This is a genomic window from Blastococcus haudaquaticus (assembly GCF_900230285.1).
Classification (GTDB): Bacteria; Actinomycetota; Actinomycetes; order Mycobacteriales; family Geodermatophilaceae; genus Blastococcus_B; species Blastococcus_B haudaquaticus.
On record NZ_OCNK01000003.1, the window covers coordinates 438,483 to 456,667 of the forward strand.

The window sequence follows — 18,185 nt, forward strand, 5'->3', positions numbered from 1 at the left end:
AGCGCGCGGGGAGTGGAGCGACGGAGGACGTCAGCTGTAGCGGTCGAGGATCGAGGTCTCGGCCAGGCGCGACAGGCCCTCGCGGATGCCGCGGGCGCGCGCCTCGCCGACGCCCTCGACGGCCAGCAGGTCCTCGATGGTGGCGGCCAGCAGCTTCTGGAGGCCGCCGAAGTGGTCGACCAGCCGGTCGATGATCCCCGAGGGCAGTCGGGGCACCCGGTTGAGCAGGCGGTAGCCCCGTGGGCTGACGGGGGAGTCGAGCGCGTCCGGCGACGTCGGGAGGCCGTAGCAGCGCGCCACGGCCGAGAGGTCGAGCAGCTCGGTCGCGGTGAGCGCCCGCAGGTCGACGAGCACCTGGTCGATGGTCCGGGGACGTCGGCCACCGTTGGGCAGGTAGTCGCGGACGAGCAGCCCGCGGTCCTCCTCCACGCCGGCCAGCATCTCGTCGAGCTGCAGCGCCAGCAGGCGGCCGTCGGTGCCGAGCTCGACGACGAAGCCCTCGATCTCGTCGGCGATCCGCCGCACCATCTCCAGCCGCTGGCTCACGCTCATCGCGTCCCTGACGGTGACGAGATCCTCGATCTCCAGCGCCGACAGGGTGCTGGCCACCTCGTCCAGGCGGAGCTTGTAGCGCTCCAGGGCAGCGAGGGCCTGGTTGGCCCGCGCCAGGATCGTCGTCGGGTGCTCGAGCGTGTACCGCCGGCCCGCGACGTAGACGCTGATGATGTGCATCGACTGGCTGACCGAGATGACCGGGAAGCCGGTCTGCAGGGCCACCCGCTCCGCCGTCCGGTGCCGGGTGCCCGACTCCTCGGTGGGGATCGTCGGGTCGGGCATGAGGTGGACGCCGGCGCGGACGATCCGGGTGCCGTCGTAGGAGACGATCACCGCGCCGTCCATCTTGGCCAGCTCCCGCAGCCGGGTCGCCGACAGGGCCACGTCGAGGGCGAACCCACCGGTGCAGAGCGACTCGACGACGCGGTCGTAGCCGAGGACGATGAGAGCGCCGGTGCGGCCGGCCAGGATGCGCTCCAGCCCGTCGCGGAGCGCGGTCCCCGGGGCGATGCGGCCGAGGAGCTCGCGCAACGCGACCTCGGGATCCACCTCGGTGGGCACGAGCGCTCCTGACGGTCGAGTGGTGCGGTGGCCGAGTCTACGTGTCCCGCCTCACCAGGGCTTCGGGTCGGGTCCCGCTCGCCGGCGGGCCTAACGAGACTCTAGAGAGCTAGAACAAGCGGTGGAAGGCCGCGCCGAGGTCGGGCACCTCGATCAACCGCATCCCGGGGGGTGCAGCCCCGGCGTCCACCGGGACCAGCGCGGCCGTGTAGCCCTGCCGGGCCGCCTCCGCCAGCCGGCGTCCGGCGCCCCCCACCCGCCGGATCTCCCCGGAGAGGCCGACCTCGCCGAGCGCGACCATGCCCTCCGGCAGGGCGCGGTCCTTCGCGGCCGAGGCGATCGCGAGCGCGAGTGCGAGGTCGGCCGCCGGCTCCGCGATGCGCACACCGCCCACCGAGGCGGCGAAGACGTCGGCGTCGGCGAGCTTCACCCCGCCACGGCGCTCGACCACCGCATTCACCATGGCCACCCGCTGCGCGTCCAGTCCGCTCACGGCCCGCCGGGGGGAGCCGCCCCCGCCGGTACCCGCCACGAGCGCCTGCACCTCGGCCAGCAGCGGCCTGCTGCCCTCCATGGTCACCGTGACGCAGCTGCCGGGGACGGGCGCCGTCCGCCGGGAGACGAACAGCGCCGACGGGTCGGGGACCCCGACGACGCCGGCATCGCCGATCTCGAAGCAGCCGATCTCGTCGGCCGGGCCGAACCGGTTCTTGACCGCACGGACCAGGCGCAGGGTGGAGTGCCGCTCGCCGTCGAAGGAGATGACGACGTCGACCAGGTGCTCCAGTGTGCGCGGGCCGGCGATCGCGCCGTCCTTGGTGACGTGGCCGACGAGGATCGTCGTCATCCCTCGGCTCTTCGACATGGCGGTGAGCGCGCTCGCGACCGCGCGTACCTGCGTCGCCCCGCCGTCGGTGCCGTCGCCCGGCGACCGGACGGTCTGGACGCTGTCGAGGATCAGGAGCGTGGGGTTCACCTGCTCGATGTGGCTCATGACGGCGGACAGCTCGGTCTCCGCGGCGAGGTACAGCCGCTCGTGCAGGGCACCGATCCGCTCGGCCCGCAGCCGCACCTGACCGGCGGACTCCTCACCCGACACCACCAGCGCCGGACCGTTGCGCTCGGCGACCCGGTGGGCGACCTCGAGCAGGAGGGTGGACTTCCCGACGCCGGGCTCACCGGCGACCAGCAGGACGGCGCCGGGCACCAGGCCGCCGCCGAGGACGCGGTCGAACTCCGCGATCCCGGTGGGGACCGCTCGGGCGCCGGCGAGCTCGACCTCGGCGATCGGGCGGGCCGGTGCCGTGACCGGCCCCGCGGTCACGGCGCGCAGAGGGGCGGTGGCGGAGCCGAACTCCTGGATGGTGCCCCAGGCCTGGCACTCGGGACAGCGGCCGACCCACTTCGCCGAGGCGTAGCCGCACTCGGTGCAGCGGTGGGCAGGGCGGGCGGACTTCACTCCAGCGGGCGGCACGCGGCGACGCTAACCCCGGGGGGCGACAGTTCCGGGGAGGGCGGGACGGGCGGGACCGCTACTCGTTGTCGGTCTCGTCCGTGCCGCCGGAGTCCTCGGCGGACTGACGGCCGGACTCGCGCTCGCGGGCGGTGTCCTCGGTGCCCTCTTCCTCGCCGCCCTCCTCGTGGTGGAAGTCGAACGCCTCACCGCGCTCGACCTCCTCGTCGGGGTTGGCGACGCTGACCGGCAGGGTCAGCTCCCCGGCGCTCTCGAAGGTGAGGGTGATGTCCAGGTACTGCCCGACGGTGAGCGGCTCGTCGAGGTCGGTCAGCGTGACGGTGATCTCGTCGCCGTCGATGAAGACGATCGTGTCGACGGGGATCTCGATCTCGTCGGAGCCCCGGGCGGCACCACTGGCGGTCCCCACGGTCGTGGCCGCGCCGGCGTTCCGGATCTCGGCGTCGCCGAAGCCGTCGCCGTCGATCGACACCAGGGTGTCGACCTCCTCGCCCCCGTTGACGATGGCCATGCGCAGCTCGGCGTCGTCGCCGGCCTCGTAGCTGCCCTGGCGGGGGCTCGCGAACTCGGCCGCGCGCACGGTGATGTCACCGACCTGCGCCATCGCGCCGACCTTGTCGCGCTCCTGCGTGGCGGTCTGGGTGACCTGCCCCGCGCTGCACGCGGACAGCACGGCGGGGGACAGGAGCAGCACGCCCACAGAGGCGGCGCGCAGCGCGCGGTTCACAGCCGTCGACCTCCACACAACTACCGGCCGGCCACCGGGATCGGTGGCGCGGGTCGACCGGAGCCTAACGGGCACCCGGGGGTCCCCGCCCGGAGGGAAGGCGCGACGCCCGCGCGTCGCCCCTCCGGGGGAGGCACGTCGCGTCCGGTCGCCCGGCTGCCGATCAGGGAGGGAGGAGCGGACGGCGACGGGAAGGGGCGACGATGAGCACGGGCCTGCCCTTCGACGACGTGCTGGCCGCCGCGCAGGCAGGGGCGGCGTGGGCCTTCGAGACCCTCTACCGGGACCTGTCGCCATCCGTGACCGGCTACCTCCGTCTGCACGGCGCCGCCGAACCCGACGACGTCGCCAGCGAGACCTTCCTCGGGGTGTTCACCGGGCTGGCCGGCTTCCGCGGGGACGAGGGCGCCCTTCGTGCCTGGGTGTTCACCATCGCCCATCGACGCCTGGTCGACGACTGGCGGCGTCGGAGCCGTCGCCCCCTGGTCGCCGACGACGAGGTGGACCTGGCCGGGCACCTGGGGGGCGACGTCGAGGACGACGCCTTCACCCGGCTGGGTGCCCAGGACGTGCACCGGCTCTGCGCACTGCTGCCGGACGACCAGCGGGCCGTGGTGCTGCTCCGGGTGCTGGGCGACCTCACCGTGGAGCAGGTCGCCCAGGTCATGGGCCGGTCGACGGCCTCCGTGAAGGCCCTGCAGCGCCGCGGGCTGCGCGCCCTCCGCGACGAGCTCGAGAACGTCCCCGGGCCGATGGGATCGGGGGCGAACCCTTTTGCGGTCGCCCGGCGATGACGGAGGTGAGATGACCACAGCAGCCGACGACCGTGCCGTCGAGGACGCCTTCGAGGCGTACCTCGCCGGCCGGCCCGTCCCCGCCGGGGGAACCGTCCTGGCGTCCTTCGGCGAGGCGGTACGGACGACGGCGACCCCGCAGGGCCGCCCGAGCGCCGCTCTCGCCGAGCTGCTGGCCACCGGTTGTCTCGCCGACCAGTCCAGCCCGTCCGCCCGGACGGCACGATCGGCCGGGGGTCAGCCGTCGCGGCGGACCTCCCGGACCCGGAACCGGAGACGCTCCGCCATGATCTTCCCCGCTCTGCTCGCCAAGTTCCTGTCCGCCGGTGCGATCGCGCAGGCCGCCGCGGGCGCCGGCGTCGCGCTGGTCGCCGTGACCGGCGCCGGCGCCGCCGGCGTCCTCCCCGACCCCATGCAGGACACGGTGGCCGCCGCGGTCGAGACCGTGACCCCGTTCGAGCTGTCCGAGGACGAGGAGACGGCGCCCGTCGAGGAGCCCACCCCCGGGGAGCCCGTCGACGACGACCCCACCGCGGACGAGGAGGTCCCGGCGACCGTCCCGGCCGAGGAGGCCGTCTTCGACGCGCTCGTCTGGCAGGCGGGGCCGGACGCCTACCCGTCCTTCGGCGCGTGGGTCAGCGAGGGGGCGCACAACAAGGCCGCGCTCGAGGCCGCGGCCGCGCTGAGAGGCGACGAGGAGTTCCGGTTCGGGCAGCTGGTCCGGACCTGGGCGCAGAGCAAGCACGTCGCCATCGAGGACGTCGAGGTCGACGGCGTCGCCATCGAGGAGCTGATCGGCACCACCCCGACGACGGCGCCGGAGGTCGCCACCGAGAGCCCGGCTCCCGCTCCGGCGACCGCCACCCAGCCGGGCGGTGGCCGCGGCAACAGCGGCACGACCGGGGGCGGCTCGCCCTACGGCAGCGCCGGCAACGGCAACGGCAACGGGAACGGGAACGGGAACGTCGCGAAGGGCAACGGCCGGAACTGACGGGACGGCGGGGGCGGCCGCTTCCGGCCCCGCCCGGCCGAGTCGCGCGCGACGCATCGGTCACCGCACGATGTCCGCCGGGAGGTGGGTCCGGTGACCGAGCGCGCGAACGGTGGGACGGACGGCGACGCTGCCGACCCGGCCCTCGCCGACTTCCCCGAGCGCGCCCCGGAGACGCGGCGCTGGTGCTTCGCCGACCAGCTCGGCCCCCACTTCCTCGACGGGGCGCAGCAGCCGGTGCTGCTGATCGAGTCGCGGGCGGTGTTCGCCCGCCGCCGGTTCCATCGGCAGAAGGCGCACCTGATCCTCTCGGCCCTCCGCCACCGTGCGGCCGAGCTGGGCGAGCAGGCGGAGTTCCACCGGGTCGGCACCTACGGGGAGGCGCTGGACCGGGTGCGCGAGCCGTTGAGCGTCTGCGCGCCCACGTCGTGGGGCAGCCGCGACCTCGTCCTCCGCCGTCCGGGCGTGCTGGTGCTCGGGGCGCGCGGCTTCGTGAGCAGCCGGGGCGACTTCACCGCCTGGGCAGCCGGTCGCGGGCGGCAGCGGCTGCTCATGGAGGACTTCTACCGGGACGCCCGTCGGCGGCACGGCGTCCTCCTCGACGGCGGTGGCCCGGTCGGTGGGCGGTGGAATTTCGACGAGGAGAACCGGCAGCCCCCGCCTGCCGACGGCCGCTCGCCCGCCCCGGCCCCGTGGTGGCCGGAGGAGGACGAGATCGACCAGGAGGTGCGGGCGGACCTCGACCGCTGGGCGGCCGACGGCGACGTCTCGTTCGTGGGCGACGACGGTCCGAGGCTGTTCCCGGTGACCCGGCAGGAGGCGCTGCACCGGCTGCGCGACTTCCTGGACTCCCGCCTCGGGGTCTTCGGTCCGTACGAGGACGCGATGCTGCGCGACGAGCGGTGGCTGGCCCACTCGCTGCTGTCGCCGTCGCTCAACCTCGGCCTGCTCGACCCGCTCGAGGTCGTCAACCGGGCCGAGGAGCGGTACCGCGACTCCGCCGCCCAGGGGGACCCGCTGCCGCTGAACAGCGTCGAGGGCTTCGTCCGGCAGGTCATGGGCTGGCGCGACTACATCTGGCACATGTACTGGCACCTGGGCCGCGACTTCCGGCACCGGAACCACCTGGCGGCTCACGCCGGGGTGCCGGGGTGGATGGCCGGCCTGGAGGACACCGCGGTGGACGCCGCCTGCCTCTCCGACGTGCTCGGCGACCTGCGCCGCGACGGCTGGGTGCACCACATCCCGCGGCTCATGGTGCTCGGCAACTACGCGCTGCAGCGCGGCATCGACCCCTCGGCGATGACCGACTGGTTCCACGAGAGCTTCGTCGACGGCTACGAGTGGGTGATGGTCGCCAACGTCGTCGGGATGAGCCAGCACGCCGACGGCGGCGTGCTCGCGACCAAGCCCTACGCGTCGGGCGGTGCCTACATCGACCGGATGAGCGACTACTGCGGTGGCTGCCGGTACGACCCGAGGAAGCGGCTGGGGGAGGACGCCTGCCCGTTCACCGCGGGCTACTGGGCCTTCCTCGACCGCACGCGGGAGCGGCTGGCCGGCAACCACCGCATGCGGCGGCCGCTGCAGGGCCTCGACCGGCTGGCCGACCTGCCCGCGGTGGTGCAGCAGGAGCGGCTGCGGGGCACCGAACCGCCGTAGTCAGCCAACCGGGTGGTCAGGTGACACCGGCGCCGCCGGCGAGCAGCAGGGCGACGTCCAGCACGGTCAGCAGCATCACGGCCGGGAAGGCCAGCCGCCGGAAGCGCGGGGTGCCCGCGAGGGCGGCGACGGCCACGGCGGGGACGGCGAGGACGAGGCAGGCCCAGCCGGCCGCGGTCGGAGCACTCTCGGGCCCGAGCACGAGCACCAGGGAGGCGCCGCCGAGCACGAGCGCGCCGGTGGCGGCCGAGACGCGCGCCCCGAGGCGGTGGGGGAGGCCGCGCACCCCGGTGGCGAGGTCGTCCTCCAGGTCGGGCGCGACGTTGGCCAGGTGGGCGGTGGCCCCGAGCGCCGCTCCGGCGGTAACCAGCCACCAGGGCGCGGCAGGCGTTCCCGGGGCCGCGGCCACCACGCCGGCCGGGAGGGCGCCGAACCCGGTCATGTACGGGACGACGGACAGCGCGGTGCGCTTCAGCCCCGCGTTGTAGGCCCACCCGCTGGCGACGAGGACGAGGAGCAGGAGCCCCGGCACGATCCCCAGGAGGAGGGACAGCACGACGGCCAGGACGACTGCCACGAGCGCCGCGGAGCGCAGCCGCGACGGCGCCACGGCACCCTGGACGACGGGTTTGTCGGCCCGTGCGACGGCGCGGTCCCGGTCCGCGTCGAGCCAGTCGTTGCTCCACCCGATGGACGCCTGACCTGCGAGGACGGCCGTGCACACCAGCACCACCCGCCCCGCCGGCATGCCCGTCGCGACCGCCAGGAGGGTGGCGACGGTGGTCACGGCGACGGCCGGCCCGGGGTGGGTGGCGAGCACCAGCGCCCGCACCGCGGACGCCGTTCCGGGGTGCCCCAGAGGCACATCGGCCACGCTCTGTCAACCCCTCCCGCACACCTGACCAGGCCCCTGACCTGCAGATTTACTCTCCGACTCCGATCCGCCGGTCAGTCTGCCGTGGTAACCTGGGGACAGCGAAAGGGGTCACATCCACATGGGCTTCACTGTCGGCGAGACCGTCGTCTATCCGCATCACGGTGCCGCGCTGATCGAGGCGATCGAGCAGCGGACCATCAAGGGCGTCGAGAAGGCCTACCTCGTGCTGAAGGTCGCCCAGGGCGACCTGACCGTGCGTGTGCCGGCTGACAACGCAGAGATCGTCGGCGTGCGCGACGTCGTCGGCCAGGAGGGCCTGGACAAGGTCTTCGAGGTCCTGCGCGCGCCGCACACCGAGGAGCCGACCAACTGGTCGCGCCGCTACAAGGCCAACCTCGAGAAGCTGGCCTCGGGTGACGTGAACAAGGTGGCCGAGGTCGTCCGCGACCTCTGGCGTCGTGACAAGGACCGTGGACTGTCCGCCGGCGAGAAGCGCATGCTCTCGAAGGCCCGCCAGATCCTGGTCAGCGAGCTCGCGCTCGCCGAGGGCACCAACGAGGACAAGGCCGAGATCCTCCTCGACGAGGTCCTCGCCAGCTGAGCTCGGTTCCTGAGCTCCTGCTCCACAGAGACACCCGGACCACTCCCGTGCACGCTGTCGGCATCGTCGCAGCGGCCGGGAGTGGTCTGCGTCTGGGGGCCGATCTGCCGAAGGCCCTGGTGCCGCTGGCCGGCCGTCCGCTGGTCGCCTGGTCGGTCGACGCCCTCCTCGCAGGCGGGGTGGCCGAGGTGGTCGTCGCCGTCCCGGCCGAGCAGCGGGCCGCCTTCGAGACCGCGCTGCCCGGCGTCCGGCTCGTCGACGGCGGGGCCACGCGCACCGCCTCGGTCCGGGCCGCCCTCTCCGCCGCGCACGACCTCGGGGACGCCGTCCTCGTGCACGACGCCGCCCGCCCGCTCACCCCGCCCGAGGTGGTCGCCCGCGTGCTGGCCGCGCTCGACGGTGGTGCCCGCGCCGTCGTCCCGGTCCTGCCGGTCGTGGACACCACCGTCGCCGTGGACGCCGACGGCGTCATCACCGGCGCCCTGCCCCGTGAGCAGCTGCGCCGCGTGCAGACCCCGCAGGGCTTCGACCGGGCGACGCTGGTCGAGGCCTACGGCCGGCTGCCCGCCGGCGCGGAGCTCACCGACGACGCCGCGGTCGTGCACTCCATCGGCGTCCCGGTGCGGACGGTGGCGGGCGACGAGCGGGCCGCCAAGATCACCGTCGCGCACGACCTCGCGCTGGCCGAGAAGCAGGTGCGCGGGTGACCGCTCTGCCCCGCGTCGGCGTCGGCACCGACGTGCACCCCGTCGAACCGGGCCGGGTTTGCCGGCTGGCCGGGCTCGACTGGCCGGACACCGACGGCTGCGCCGGCCACTCCGACGGCGACGTCGTCGCGCACGCGCTCACCGACGCGGTGCTGTCCGCCGCCGGCCTCGGCGACATCGGCGGCCTGCTCGGCACCGACGACCCACGCTGGGCCGGGGCCGCGGGGGTCGCCGTCCTGGAGCACGTGCGCGAGGTGCTCGCGGCGGAGGGCTGGACCATCGGCAACGCGTCCGTGCAGCTGGTCGCGAACACCCCCCGGATGGGTGCGCGCCGGGCGGAGGCGGAGGCCGCGCTGTCGGCCGCCCTCGGTGCGCCGGTGAGCGTGTCGGCCACCACCACCGACGGCCTGGGGCTGACCGGCCGCGGCGAGGGCAGGGCGGCGGTCGCCACCGCGCTGGTCGTCCGGACGGGGGAGGGCGGCTCTCCGCGGGCGGAGGCGCCGGCCGGCACTCCGTAGACTCCCGTCAGTGAGCCTCCGCCTGTACGACACGGCCGCCCGTGCGGTCCGCGACTTCACGCCCCTGCGTGCCGGTCAGGCGTCGCTCTACGTCTGCGGCCTCACCGTGCAGGGCCCGCCGCACATCGGACACGTCCGCGCGGCCCTCGTCTTCGACGTGCTGCGCCGCTGGCTGGCCGCCGGCGGGTCCGAGGTCACCTTCGTCCGCAACGTGACCGACATCGACGACAAGATCCTGGCCAAGGCCGCGGCCCACGGGGTCCCGTGGTGGGCCTGGGCCTACGAGAACGAGCTCGCCTGCACCCGCGCCTACGACGTCCTCGGGGTCCTGCCGCCGACCTACGAGCCGCGCGCCACCGGGCACGTCCCCGACATGGTCGCGCTCATCGAGCGGCTGATCGAGCGCGGGCACGCGTACGCCGTCGACGGCGACGTGTACTTCGACGTCCGGTCGTTCCCGGACTACGGCGCGCTGACCGGGCAGAAGCTGGACGCCCTCGAGCCGGCCGCCGACACCGACACCGACGAGCGCAAGAAGGACCCGCGCGACTTCGCCCTCTGGAAGGGCGCCAAGGACGACGAGCCGGAGACGGCGTCCTGGTCGACGCCGTGGGGCCGCGGGCGCCCGGGCTGGCACCTCGAGTGCTCGGCCATGGCCGAGCGCTACCTGGGGCCGGAGTTCGACATCCACGGCGGCGGTCTGGACCTGCGTTTCCCCCACCACGAGAACGAGCAGGCGCAGTCGCGGGCGGCCGGCGACGGCTTCGCGCAGTACTGGATGCACAACGGCTGGGTCACCCTCGGCGGCGAGAAGATGAGCAAGTCGCTGGGCAACACGGCGCTGGTCGACGAGGTCGTCCAGCGGGTCCGCCCGGTCGAGCTCCGCTACTACCTCGTCGCGCCGCACTACCGCTCGACGATCGAGTTCACCGACGAGGCACTGGCCGAGGCGGGGGTGGCCTACCGGCGGATCGAGTCGTTCGTGAAGCGGGCCGCCGAGCGGGTCGGTGCCGATGCGGGTGCCGCCGTGCTCTGCGCGGACTTCACCAACGCCATGGACGACGACCTGGGCACTCCCGCCGCCGTCGCCGCGATCCACGAGACGGTGCGCGAAGGCAACACCGCGCTGGCGGACGGGCACGACCGCGCCGTCGCCGGCACGCTCGGCTCGGTGCGCGCCATGCTCGGCGTGCTCGGCCTCGACCCGCTGGATCCCCGGTGGTCGACCGCGGGCGGCGACGAGCGACTCACCCAGGTCACCGACGGTCTCGTCTCGCTGGCGCTGGAGCAGCGGCAGGCCGCGCGGTCCCGCAAGGACTTCGCCGCCGCCGACGCGATCCGCGACCAGCTCACCACCCTCGGCGTCTCCGTCGAGGACACCCCCGATGGACCCCGATGGGAGCTGAGCCGCTGATGGCCGGCAACAGCCAACGCCGAGGCCGCAGCGACGGCGCCGGCAAGAAGCGGGCGACCGCCGGCACCGGCGGCAAGAACCGCCGGTCGCTCGCCGGTCGCGGCGCGACTCCGCCGGCCGAGGCGCGGCCCGGCCACCCGGCACAGCGCCGGGCGGCGGCCGACCAGCGGCAGCGGGCCGACCGCGCCCGGGCGCGCGCGAAGTCCGAGGAGCAGCCGGAGCTGCTGCTCGGGCGCAACCCGGTCGTCGAGGCGCTGCGGGCGAGGATCCCGGCCACCTCGCTGTACGTCGTCACCGGCGACAACCTCCGCAGCACCGACGAGCGGATCGCCGAGGCGCTGGCGCTGGCCGCCGACCGCGGCCTGCCGCTGCTCGAGGTCGGCAAGGCCGAGTTCGACCGGATGTCGCAGGGTGCGCTGCACCAGGGCATCGGCCTGCAGGTGCCGCCGTACGACTACGCGCACCCGGAGGACCTGCTCGACCTGGCCCGCAACTCCGGTCGCCCGCCCCTGATCGTCGCCCTCGACGGGGTCACCGACCCGCGCAACCTCGGCGCCGTCGTCCGGTCCGCCGCCGCCTTCGACGCGCACGGCGTCGTCGTCCCGCAGCGTCGCGCCGTGGGCATGACCGCGTCCGCCTGGCGGACGAGTGCCGGTGCCGCCGCCCGCATCCCGGTGGCCCGGGCGGTCAACCTGGCCCGCGCCCTCGGGACGTACCAGGACGAGGGCCTGGTGACCGTGGGCCTGGCCGGTGACGGCGACGTCGACCTGCACGAGTTCGACGGTTTCGCCGACCCCGCGTGCCTGGTGGTCGGCGCCGAGGGCACCGGGCTCTCCCGCCTCGTGCGGGAGCGCTGCGAGGTCGTCGTCCGGATCCCGATCGACCGGGACACCGAGTCGCTCAACGTCAGCGTCGCCGCCGGCATCGCCCTCTACGCCGCGGCGGCCGCTCGCCGGTGAGCCGGCCGCCGACCGCTGAGCGCCTGGACCTCCGGCCGCACCCCGAGGGCGGCTGGTTCCGGCGCACCTGGACGTCGTCGGCCGTCGTGGACGGTGGGCGCCCGGCCGCGTCGGCGATCCACTTCCTGCTGACGCCGGGCGAGCGGTCGGCTCCGCACGTCGTCGACGCCGACGAGCTCTGGTTCTGGCACGGCCCGGGGGAGCTCACCCTGCTCGTCGGGGAGGAGCGGAACCTCCTGGGGCCCGGACGCCCGCAGGTGCTGGTCCCGGCCGGCGTCCGGCAGGCCACCGAGCCGGTGACCGCGGAGGTGCTGGTCAGCTGCGTGGTCTCACCGGGCTTCGAGTGGAGCGGCTTCCGGCTCGACTGAGCGGACGCGCGGCTCAGCCGAGGAGCTGGGCGACGGTGTAGATGACCAGACCGGCGAGGCCGCCGACGACGGTGCCGTTGACCCGGATCCACTGCAGGTCCCGGCCCACCTGCAGCTCGATCCGCCGGCTGGTCTCCTCGGTGTCCCAGCGGGCGACCGTGCTGCTGACCAGGTCCGCCAGGTCCCCGGCGAAGCGCTCGACCACGGAGCCGGCGATCCGGTGGGTGTGCCGCTGCACCAGCTCCCGGACCGTGGGGTCGGTCTGCAGCAGCCGCGCCCCGTCGGAGATCAGCCCGGCGACGCGGGAGCGCAGCTCGGAGTCCGGATCGGCCGCGGCGGCGAGGACGGCGTTCTTGGCGTTGGACCACAGCGAGCCCGACCAGGCGCGGACGGCGGGGTGCTCCAGCAGTTCCTTCTTCAGGTCCTCGACGCGCGCGGCGGTGTCGGGGTCGGTCCGCAGCGCGTGCACGTAGACCCGCAGCCGGGCGTCGTAGGAGCGGCGCAGCTCGTGCCGCGGGTCGTTGCCCACCTCGTCGAAGAAGCCCTGCAGGCCGGCGAACACCTTGTCGAACACCCGGTCGTCGACCCAGTCGGGCACCCAGGACGGCGAGGCGTCGCCCAGCTGCGCCCGGAAGACCAGGCGGTTCTCCTGGAGGAAGCGGGCCATGAGCCGCAGCGCGGCCGACAGCACCTCCTGGTGCCGGTCGCCCTCGACGACGAGCTCCAGGACCCGGGCGAGCACCGGTGCGGCCGGCGTCTCGTGCAGCTTGCGGTCGACGAGCGCGGCGACGGCCGGCTCGAGGTCCTCGTCGCGCAGCAGCGACGTGAGGGAGGTGAGCACCGCGGAGGCGTCGCCGGCCAGGCGCTCGGCCCGGCCGGGGGCGGCCAGGAACCCGCCCAGGCGGCCGGGGACGTCGATCGTGGTGAGCTTCTCCTCGACCACGGCGCGGGTCAGGAAGTTCTCCTGGACGAAGGCGCCGAGGCTCTCGCCGATCTGGTCCTTCTTGCGCGGGATGATCGCGGTGTGCGGGATGGGCAGCCGCAGGGGGTGCCGGAACAGCGCGGTGACGGCGAACCAGTCGGCCAGCGCACCGACCATCGAGGCCTCGGCGGTGGCCCGGACGTACCCCACCCATGCGCCGGTCTCCTCGCCCAGCAGGACGCAGGCGAGGAAGACGACGGCGGCGGCCAGGAACAACCCGGTCGCCAGCCGCTTCATCCGCGCGAGGTCGCGGGCCCGCGCCGGATCGTCCAGCGAGCTGGCGAGCGGAGCGATCGGGGAGGCCGGCACGGTCCGAGCCTAGAGAAAGGACCCCCCTGCCCCCCGCGCCGCTCGCGAGCTCGCGGCGCGGGCCCTGCAGGGGGGCCGTCCGGCTCAGCTGGTGGAGCCGAGGGTGACCTCGGCCGTGCGGGTCTGGTCGCCCCGGCGGACGGTCAGCTCGACGGTCTCGCCCGGAGCCTGGCTGCGCACCGCCGCCGTCAGCTCGGTCGACGTGGTCACCGGCCGGTCCCCGACGGCCGTGACGACGTCGCCCTCCTGCAGCCCGGCGCCGGCGGCGGCGCTGTCGGGCTCGACGGAGACGATCTCCGCTCCGGTGCCGACCTCGCTGTTCGCGTCGTCGGCCGCGGTCTGCGCGGTGACGCCCAGGAAGGCGCGGGTGGCCGAGCCGGTCTCGACGATCTCCTGCGCGATCCGCTGCGCCGTGTTGGACGGGATGGCGAAGCCGACGCCGATGTTGCCGCTCTGCGACTGCGAGCCCGGGACGCCGGAGGCGACGGTGGCGATGGCGGTGTTGATGCCGATCACCTCGCCGGCGCCGTTCACCAGCGCTCCGCCGGAGTTGCCGGGGTTGATCGCGGCATCGGTCTGGAGCGCGTCGATGACGGTCGCGTCGTCCTGGGTCGAACCGGTCTGCACGGCCCGGTCGGTGGCGCTGATGATCCCGTCGGTGACGGTGTTGGACAGGCCGAGCGGCGCACCGATGGCGACCGCGACATCCCCGACCTGCACGTCCTCGGAGTCGGCGAAGGTCGCGGGGGTGAGGTCCTCGGCGCCCTCGAGGCGCAGGACGGCCAGGTCGGACGCGGGGTCGGTACCGACGACGGTGGCGCCGTACAGCGTGCCGTCGGAGGTCCGCACCTGCACGGAGCCGCCGCTGCCGCCCCCGGCGACGACGTGGTTGTTGGTGAGCACGTAGCCGTCGTCGGTGAGGACGACGCCCGAGCCGCTGCCGGAGCTGGACGCGCTGGACACGTAGATGGTCACCACGCTGGGCGCCGCCTTCGCGGCGGCCGCGGTGGCGGTGGTGGCGGACTCCGGGTTCTGGATGACGACGCTCTGGGCGGCGGCGGGCGTGCCCGAGGTGCCGGCCGGGTCGTCGACGAGCGCCACGACGCCGGCGCCGGCTCCACCGCCGATGAGCGCACCGGCCACCAGACCGGCCAGGCCGATCCGCAGCCGCCCGGCCCTGCGGGACTCCGGTGCGGCCGCCGGCGCGGGGCCGGCCGGCGGTGTCGGATGGCCGCCGTAGCCGGGGTAGCTGGTGGGCTGCGGCGCCGTGGCGAAGGGCGGTGACCAGGGGGAGGATCCGCCGGGGGCCGCGTACGACGGTGTGCCGTCGGGGGTGCGCAGCGGTTCGGGGCCCTGGCCGCCGGGGGTGGTCCCGGGGACCGTGGGCTGTCCGGATTCAGTCACGTCGGTTCCTCCTTGCGTGCAGCCCTGCCGGCCGCGGATGACTCCACTGTCGGGCCGCGCTCTCGTACAGCGCTGTGGGGGCCCTGTGAGATTCCTGGACGTGAGATTCCTGGACGCGTCACTCCGGGACGTCGTCGAGCACCGCTCCCCGGGCGATCAGCTCGGTGACCGCCCAGACGGCCAGCATCTCCGCCGCGAGGAGGCCGAGGAGGACGAGCAGTTGGGCCGCGCCCGCCTCGAGGGGGTCGCCGCCGCCGAGCAGCACGCCGACGAAGGCGCCGGGCAGGGTCACGAGGCCCACCGTCCGCGTCTGGTCCAGTGGTGGCACCAGGGCCGTCGCCCCCACCGGCCGGGCGATCAGGAGTACGGCGTCGCGCCGGAGGAGGCCGAGGGCCAGGGCGGCCTCCACCTCGCCGCGGCGATCGGTGAGCTCGTCGCGCAGCCGCCGTCCGGCCAGGGACGTCGCGGTCATCGCGCCGCCGATCAGGATCCCGGCCACGGGGATGACGGCCACGCCGCGCAGCGGAACGGTGCCGCTGGCGAGGACGAGCCCCACGACCGGGACGCTGCCCGCGAGGATCGGCAGGGCCACCGGCAGGAGCCGGGCAGCGCGCCGTCCGTCGCGGAGCCCCCTGCCGGTGACGCGGGCGCTCGCCGTCACCGTCGCCACGCCGACCATCAGGAGGACGAACGCCGTCGACAGCCACAGCGAGCGGACGACGGCGAGCAGCAGCGCGGAGACGACGGCCAGCTGCACGGTCGCCCGGACGGCGGCGACGACGACGGGCCGGTCCTGCCCCAGCCCCGACAGGCGACCGGCGAGGGCGGCCAGCGCGGTGAGCACCACCAGGACGATCGCCAGGCGGGGTCCCACGTCGACGACCGAGGCACCCACGAGGAGCCATCCTGCCGGTCGGCCCCCACGGAGTACGTCGGCCCCCGCGGAGTACTCAGCCGAGCGCGATGATCTCCTCCCGCGGCTCCTGGTCCCGCCGGTGGACGGGCGGCACCAGGGCCATGGGTGACGTGCAGTGCCGGAGGAGCCACCGGTGCGGGCCGTCGAGGTGGCGGTGCAGCAGCGTGCCACTGCCGGCGCTGATCACCAGCAGGGGCGCCGGACAGGACGCCCCGAGCAGCTGGTCGGCCCGGGCGGCCGGCAGTTCAGTGCGCGTGGCCGAGAGGCCCGGGTGACGGCGGGCCCACTCATCGGCGTCGTCCACCCAGCTGTCGGGCACGCTGCGCCGAGGCGGCCGGGTCTGCAGCACCGTCAGGCCGGTTCCCGTCCGCTCGGCGGCGTCCGCGGCGAAGGAGGCCACCGCCTCGTCGTCCGACCGGTCGCCCACCCCCAGCACGGCGACGACGGGCCGGTCCGGGGCCTCGCCGGACCGGCGTCGGGGGACCACGACGACGGGCTGGGGGGAGCGGGCGGGGACCCGGACGGCGACGGAGGCGAGGACGAGCTCGTCGGCCGCACCGGTGGCCGAGCTGCCGAGGACGACCAGCTGGCCGGTCGTCGCGGCATGCAGCAGCACCCCCGTGGGATGCCCCGGCACGACCTGCGTCGTCGTCGGGACGCGAGGGTCGGTGTGGCGGGCCACGGTGTACGCCTGCGCGGTGATGTGCCGGGCGCGGACCAGCCCGGGCGGGGATGCGCCGGCACCGCCGTGGGAGCCGAGGTAGGGGGCCGCGTGGACGATCCGCAACGGGGCGTCTCGTCGAGCGGCCTCGCGGGCCGCCCAGCGCACGGCTCCCAGGCCGCACTCGGAGCCGTCCACCCCGACCAGGACCTCGCGCCCGGGCCGGTCCTCGGCGGACTCCGGTCCGGGGCGGCCGAGGGGAGCGGTGGGGGTCGAGGTCGTCACGGGACACCTCCGGGCGTCGGCTGCTTCCGTCCCGAGGTCGAGGGTCCTCGCGTCCGTCGCCGGAGGGAAGAGTTCGGCGCGCCGTGTGCATCGCGGCGGCGTCCGGGGTAGGGGATGGCTCCGTCCGGTGTCGCCCCTGGAGGCCGCTCGTGCCCGTCCGCGGACCTCTGTTCCGCCTGCTGTCGTGGGTCGGCGCGCTGGGCGCCGGTGCCCTGGCCGTCGTCGGTGGCCTCGGACTCCAGGGCCCCGGCCTGGTGGCCGTGGGTATCGCGGGGACGCTCGCGGCCTGCACCGCCGCTGGCATCGCCCGCGACCTCCCGCGGCACGACCGCCGCACGGTGGCGGAGTCGGCCGTCCAGGCAGGCGGGTGGACCATCGGGCTCCTGCTGGTGCTGGCCGGACTGGCGACCGTTGCCGGCGGATTCGTGGCGCTGCTGGCGCTCGTCGTCGGGGTCACCGTCTGGCTCGGGCTGCGGGCGATGCGTTCCGCGGCCGGAACGGCCGGGCCCGCCCCCGCTCCGGGCAGCCGGCCGGGACCCGCCGCAGGCGCCGAGGTGTTCCGCCTGCCGGTCCCGCCGTCCGGAACCAGTCCGGCGCCCGGCTCCTCGCCGATCGCGGAACTCTCGACGCCGGCGCTGGGCCGTGAGTGGCTGCGGTCCACGAGGGCGCTCTCCGGCCGGCTGGCGCCGGTCGAGCGGCAGGCGCTGGTCCGGCGACGCCAGGAGACCCTCGACGAGCTCGAGCGCCGGGACCCGGCGGGCTTCGCCCGCTGGCTGGCCGAGGGACCGGTACCGGGGAGCGACCCGGCCGCGTACGTGCACGCACGGTCGGTCCACGGCGACCCGGCGGCGGACACCGACGCCGCCTGACCGGCCGACCTGGCATCCTCCCCGGCCGTGACGGGCGACGAGGTGCTGCTCCGGCCCGCCGTCGCCTCCGACTCCGGAGGTGTCGCGGACGTGTGGCTGCGCTCCTTCGGGGCCGCGCTGCCGACCGTCAGCCGGGCCCACTCCGACGACGAGGTCCGCAGCTGGGTCCGTGACGTGCTCGTGCCCCGGCACGACACCTGGGTGGCAGAGGTGGGCGGTGCGGTCGTGGGCGTGCTGGCGCTGTCGGAGGGATGGCTGGACCAGCTGTACCTCGACCCCGCCTGGCGGGGGCGGGGGATCGGCGACCGGTTCATGGCGCTGGCCCGTCGTCGTCAGCCGGCCGGGCTCCAGCTGTGGACGTTCCAGGTCAACGAATCCGCGCAGCGCTTCTACGAGCGGCACGGTTTCGTCGCCGTCGAACGGACCGACGGGGCCGGCAACGAGGAACGCGAACCGGACGTCCGCTACGTCTGGCGGCCCTGACGCGAGGTTCAGCGTCCACCGGCCGGAGACGGAACCGGGCAGTCGTCGCCTCGGGAGGTCCCTATCCT

General features: G+C 75.0%; 19 protein-coding genes. 11 read left to right on the forward strand and 8 right to left on the reverse strand.

Translation table 11 applies throughout. The features are described from left to right. Positions 1-30: 30 nt before the first annotated feature. The 3 genes from disA to CRP30_RS13530 form a co-directional block, all read right to left on the reverse strand. Complete coding sequence (disA, locus tag CRP30_RS13520; RefSeq protein ID WP_097184475.1) at positions 31-1,116, reverse strand: DNA integrity scanning diadenylate cyclase DisA; 1,086 nt, start codon at positions 1,114-1,116, stop codon at positions 31-33. A 109-nt stretch (positions 1,117-1,225) separates the two neighbouring features. Next, positions 1,226-2,590, reverse strand: a complete 1,365-nt coding sequence (radA, locus tag CRP30_RS13525) for a DNA repair protein RadA (protein ID WP_097184476.1) — start codon at positions 2,588-2,590, stop codon at positions 1,226-1,228. A gap of 58 nt (positions 2,591-2,648) precedes the next feature. Then, positions 2,649-3,317, reverse strand: coding sequence for a copper chaperone PCu(A)C domain-containing protein (locus CRP30_RS13530; protein ID WP_159961736.1), 669 nt, complete (start codon positions 3,315-3,317; stop codon positions 2,649-2,651). Positions 3,318-3,520: 203 nt separating this feature from the next. Between CRP30_RS13530 and CRP30_RS13535 the strand changes: the two genes are divergently transcribed. The 3 genes from CRP30_RS13535 (at position 3,521) to CRP30_RS13545 (ending at position 6,764) form a co-directional block, all read left to right on the forward strand. Further along, the gene (locus CRP30_RS13535) at positions 3,521-4,111 is read left to right on the forward strand and encodes an RNA polymerase sigma factor (RefSeq protein WP_097184478.1); all 591 of its coding nucleotides are present in this window, start codon (positions 3,521-3,523) and stop codon (positions 4,109-4,111) included. Between the two features lie 10 nt (positions 4,112-4,121). Next, complete coding sequence (locus tag CRP30_RS13540; protein WP_097184479.1) at positions 4,122-5,102, forward strand: hypothetical protein; 981 nt, start codon at positions 4,122-4,124, stop codon at positions 5,100-5,102. Between the two features lie 93 nt (positions 5,103-5,195). Continuing rightward, complete coding sequence (locus CRP30_RS13545) at positions 5,196-6,764, forward strand: cryptochrome/photolyase family protein (protein WP_235003386.1); 1,569 nt, start codon at positions 5,196-5,198, stop codon at positions 6,762-6,764. A gap of 16 nt (positions 6,765-6,780) precedes the next feature. Here the strand turns inward: CRP30_RS13545 and CRP30_RS13550 are convergent, their stop codons facing one another. Continuing rightward, positions 6,781-7,638: a UbiA family prenyltransferase gene (locus CRP30_RS13550; protein ID WP_235003387.1), complete on the reverse strand. Its 858-nt coding sequence runs from the start codon at positions 7,636-7,638 to the stop codon at positions 6,781-6,783. A gap of 121 nt (positions 7,639-7,759) precedes the next feature. Between CRP30_RS13550 and CRP30_RS13555 the strand changes: the two genes are divergently transcribed. The 6 genes from CRP30_RS13555 to CRP30_RS13580 are packed head-to-tail and all read left to right on the forward strand — an operon-like array spanning position 7,760 to position 12,208. Beyond that, positions 7,760-8,242, forward strand: coding sequence for a CarD family transcriptional regulator (locus CRP30_RS13555; RefSeq protein ID WP_029431001.1), 483 nt, complete (start codon positions 7,760-7,762; stop codon positions 8,240-8,242). 47 nt (positions 8,243-8,289) lie between these two features. Further along, positions 8,290-8,949, forward strand: coding sequence for a 2-C-methyl-D-erythritol 4-phosphate cytidylyltransferase (gene ispD / locus CRP30_RS13560; protein WP_097184481.1), 660 nt, complete (start codon positions 8,290-8,292; stop codon positions 8,947-8,949). Continuing rightward, entirely contained in the window at positions 8,946-9,467 is a 522-nt protein-coding gene (gene ispF / locus CRP30_RS13565; RefSeq protein WP_097184482.1) for a 2-C-methyl-D-erythritol 2,4-cyclodiphosphate synthase, read from the forward strand. The genes ispD and ispF overlap by 4 nt, the downstream gene beginning before the upstream one ends. A 10-nt stretch (positions 9,468-9,477) precedes the next feature. After that, complete coding sequence (gene cysS, locus CRP30_RS13570) at positions 9,478-10,881, forward strand: cysteine--tRNA ligase (RefSeq protein ID WP_097184483.1); 1,404 nt, start codon at positions 9,478-9,480, stop codon at positions 10,879-10,881. After that, entirely contained in the window at positions 10,863-11,840 is a 978-nt protein-coding gene (gene rlmB, locus CRP30_RS13575) for a 23S rRNA (guanosine(2251)-2'-O)-methyltransferase RlmB (RefSeq protein ID WP_235003388.1), read from the forward strand. Before cysS ends, rlmB begins: the two co-directional genes overlap by 19 nt. Next, on the forward strand, positions 11,837-12,208 hold the full coding sequence (locus tag CRP30_RS13580; RefSeq protein WP_097184485.1) for a cupin domain-containing protein: 372 nt from the start codon (positions 11,837-11,839) through the stop codon (positions 12,206-12,208). The genes rlmB and CRP30_RS13580 overlap by 4 nt, the downstream gene beginning before the upstream one ends. A gap of 13 nt (positions 12,209-12,221) precedes the next feature. Here CRP30_RS13580 and CRP30_RS13585 read toward each other — a convergent pair whose 3' ends face one another. The 4 genes from CRP30_RS13585 to CRP30_RS13600 form a co-directional block, all read right to left on the reverse strand. Further along, a complete protein-coding gene (locus tag CRP30_RS13585) occupies positions 12,222-13,499 on the reverse strand; it encodes a DUF445 domain-containing protein (RefSeq protein WP_097184486.1) in 1,278 nt (425 codons plus the stop codon). A gap of 84 nt (positions 13,500-13,583) precedes the next feature. Next, positions 13,584-14,903 (reverse strand): S1C family serine protease, encoded by a 1,320-nt coding sequence (locus CRP30_RS13590; RefSeq protein WP_235003389.1) that lies wholly within the window; start codon positions 14,901-14,903, stop codon positions 13,584-13,586. Positions 14,904-15,021: 118 nt separating this feature from the next. Further along, positions 15,022-15,798 carry an ABC transporter permease gene (locus CRP30_RS13595; RefSeq protein ID WP_200814742.1) on the reverse strand — a complete coding sequence of 259 codons (777 nt, stop codon included), beginning with the start codon at positions 15,796-15,798 and terminating at the stop codon, positions 15,022-15,024. A gap of 55 nt (positions 15,799-15,853) precedes the next feature. Then, positions 15,854-16,765 carry a universal stress protein gene (locus CRP30_RS13600; RefSeq protein WP_097184487.1) on the reverse strand — a complete coding sequence of 304 codons (912 nt, stop codon included), beginning with the start codon at positions 16,763-16,765 and terminating at the stop codon, positions 15,854-15,856. Between the two features lie 149 nt (positions 16,766-16,914). Between CRP30_RS13600 and CRP30_RS13605 the strand changes: the two genes are divergently transcribed. Together CRP30_RS13605 and CRP30_RS13610 are read left to right on the forward strand one after the other, a co-directional pair. Then, positions 16,915-17,634, forward strand: coding sequence for a hypothetical protein (locus CRP30_RS13605; protein ID WP_097184488.1), 720 nt, complete (start codon positions 16,915-16,917; stop codon positions 17,632-17,634). A 27-nt stretch (positions 17,635-17,661) separates the two neighbouring features. After that, positions 17,662-18,117, forward strand: coding sequence for a GNAT family N-acetyltransferase (locus CRP30_RS13610; protein ID WP_097184489.1), 456 nt, complete (start codon positions 17,662-17,664; stop codon positions 18,115-18,117). Positions 18,118-18,185: the final 68 nt, after the last annotated feature.

Coding starts and splice junctions, on each gene's coding strand:
- CRP30_RS13535 (WP_097184478.1), top strand. CDS start 3,521: ATGAGCACGGGCCTGCCCTTCGACGACGTGCTGGCCGCCGCGCAGGCA.
- CRP30_RS13540 (WP_097184479.1), top strand. CDS start 4,122: ATGACCACAGCAGCCGACGACCGTGCCGTCGAGGACGCCTTCGAGGCG.
- CRP30_RS13555 (WP_029431001.1), top strand. CDS start 7,760: ATGGGCTTCACTGTCGGCGAGACCGTCGTCTATCCGCATCACGGTGCC.
- rlmB (WP_235003388.1), top strand. CDS start 10,863: ATGGGAGCTGAGCCGCTGATGGCCGGCAACAGCCAACGCCGAGGCCGC.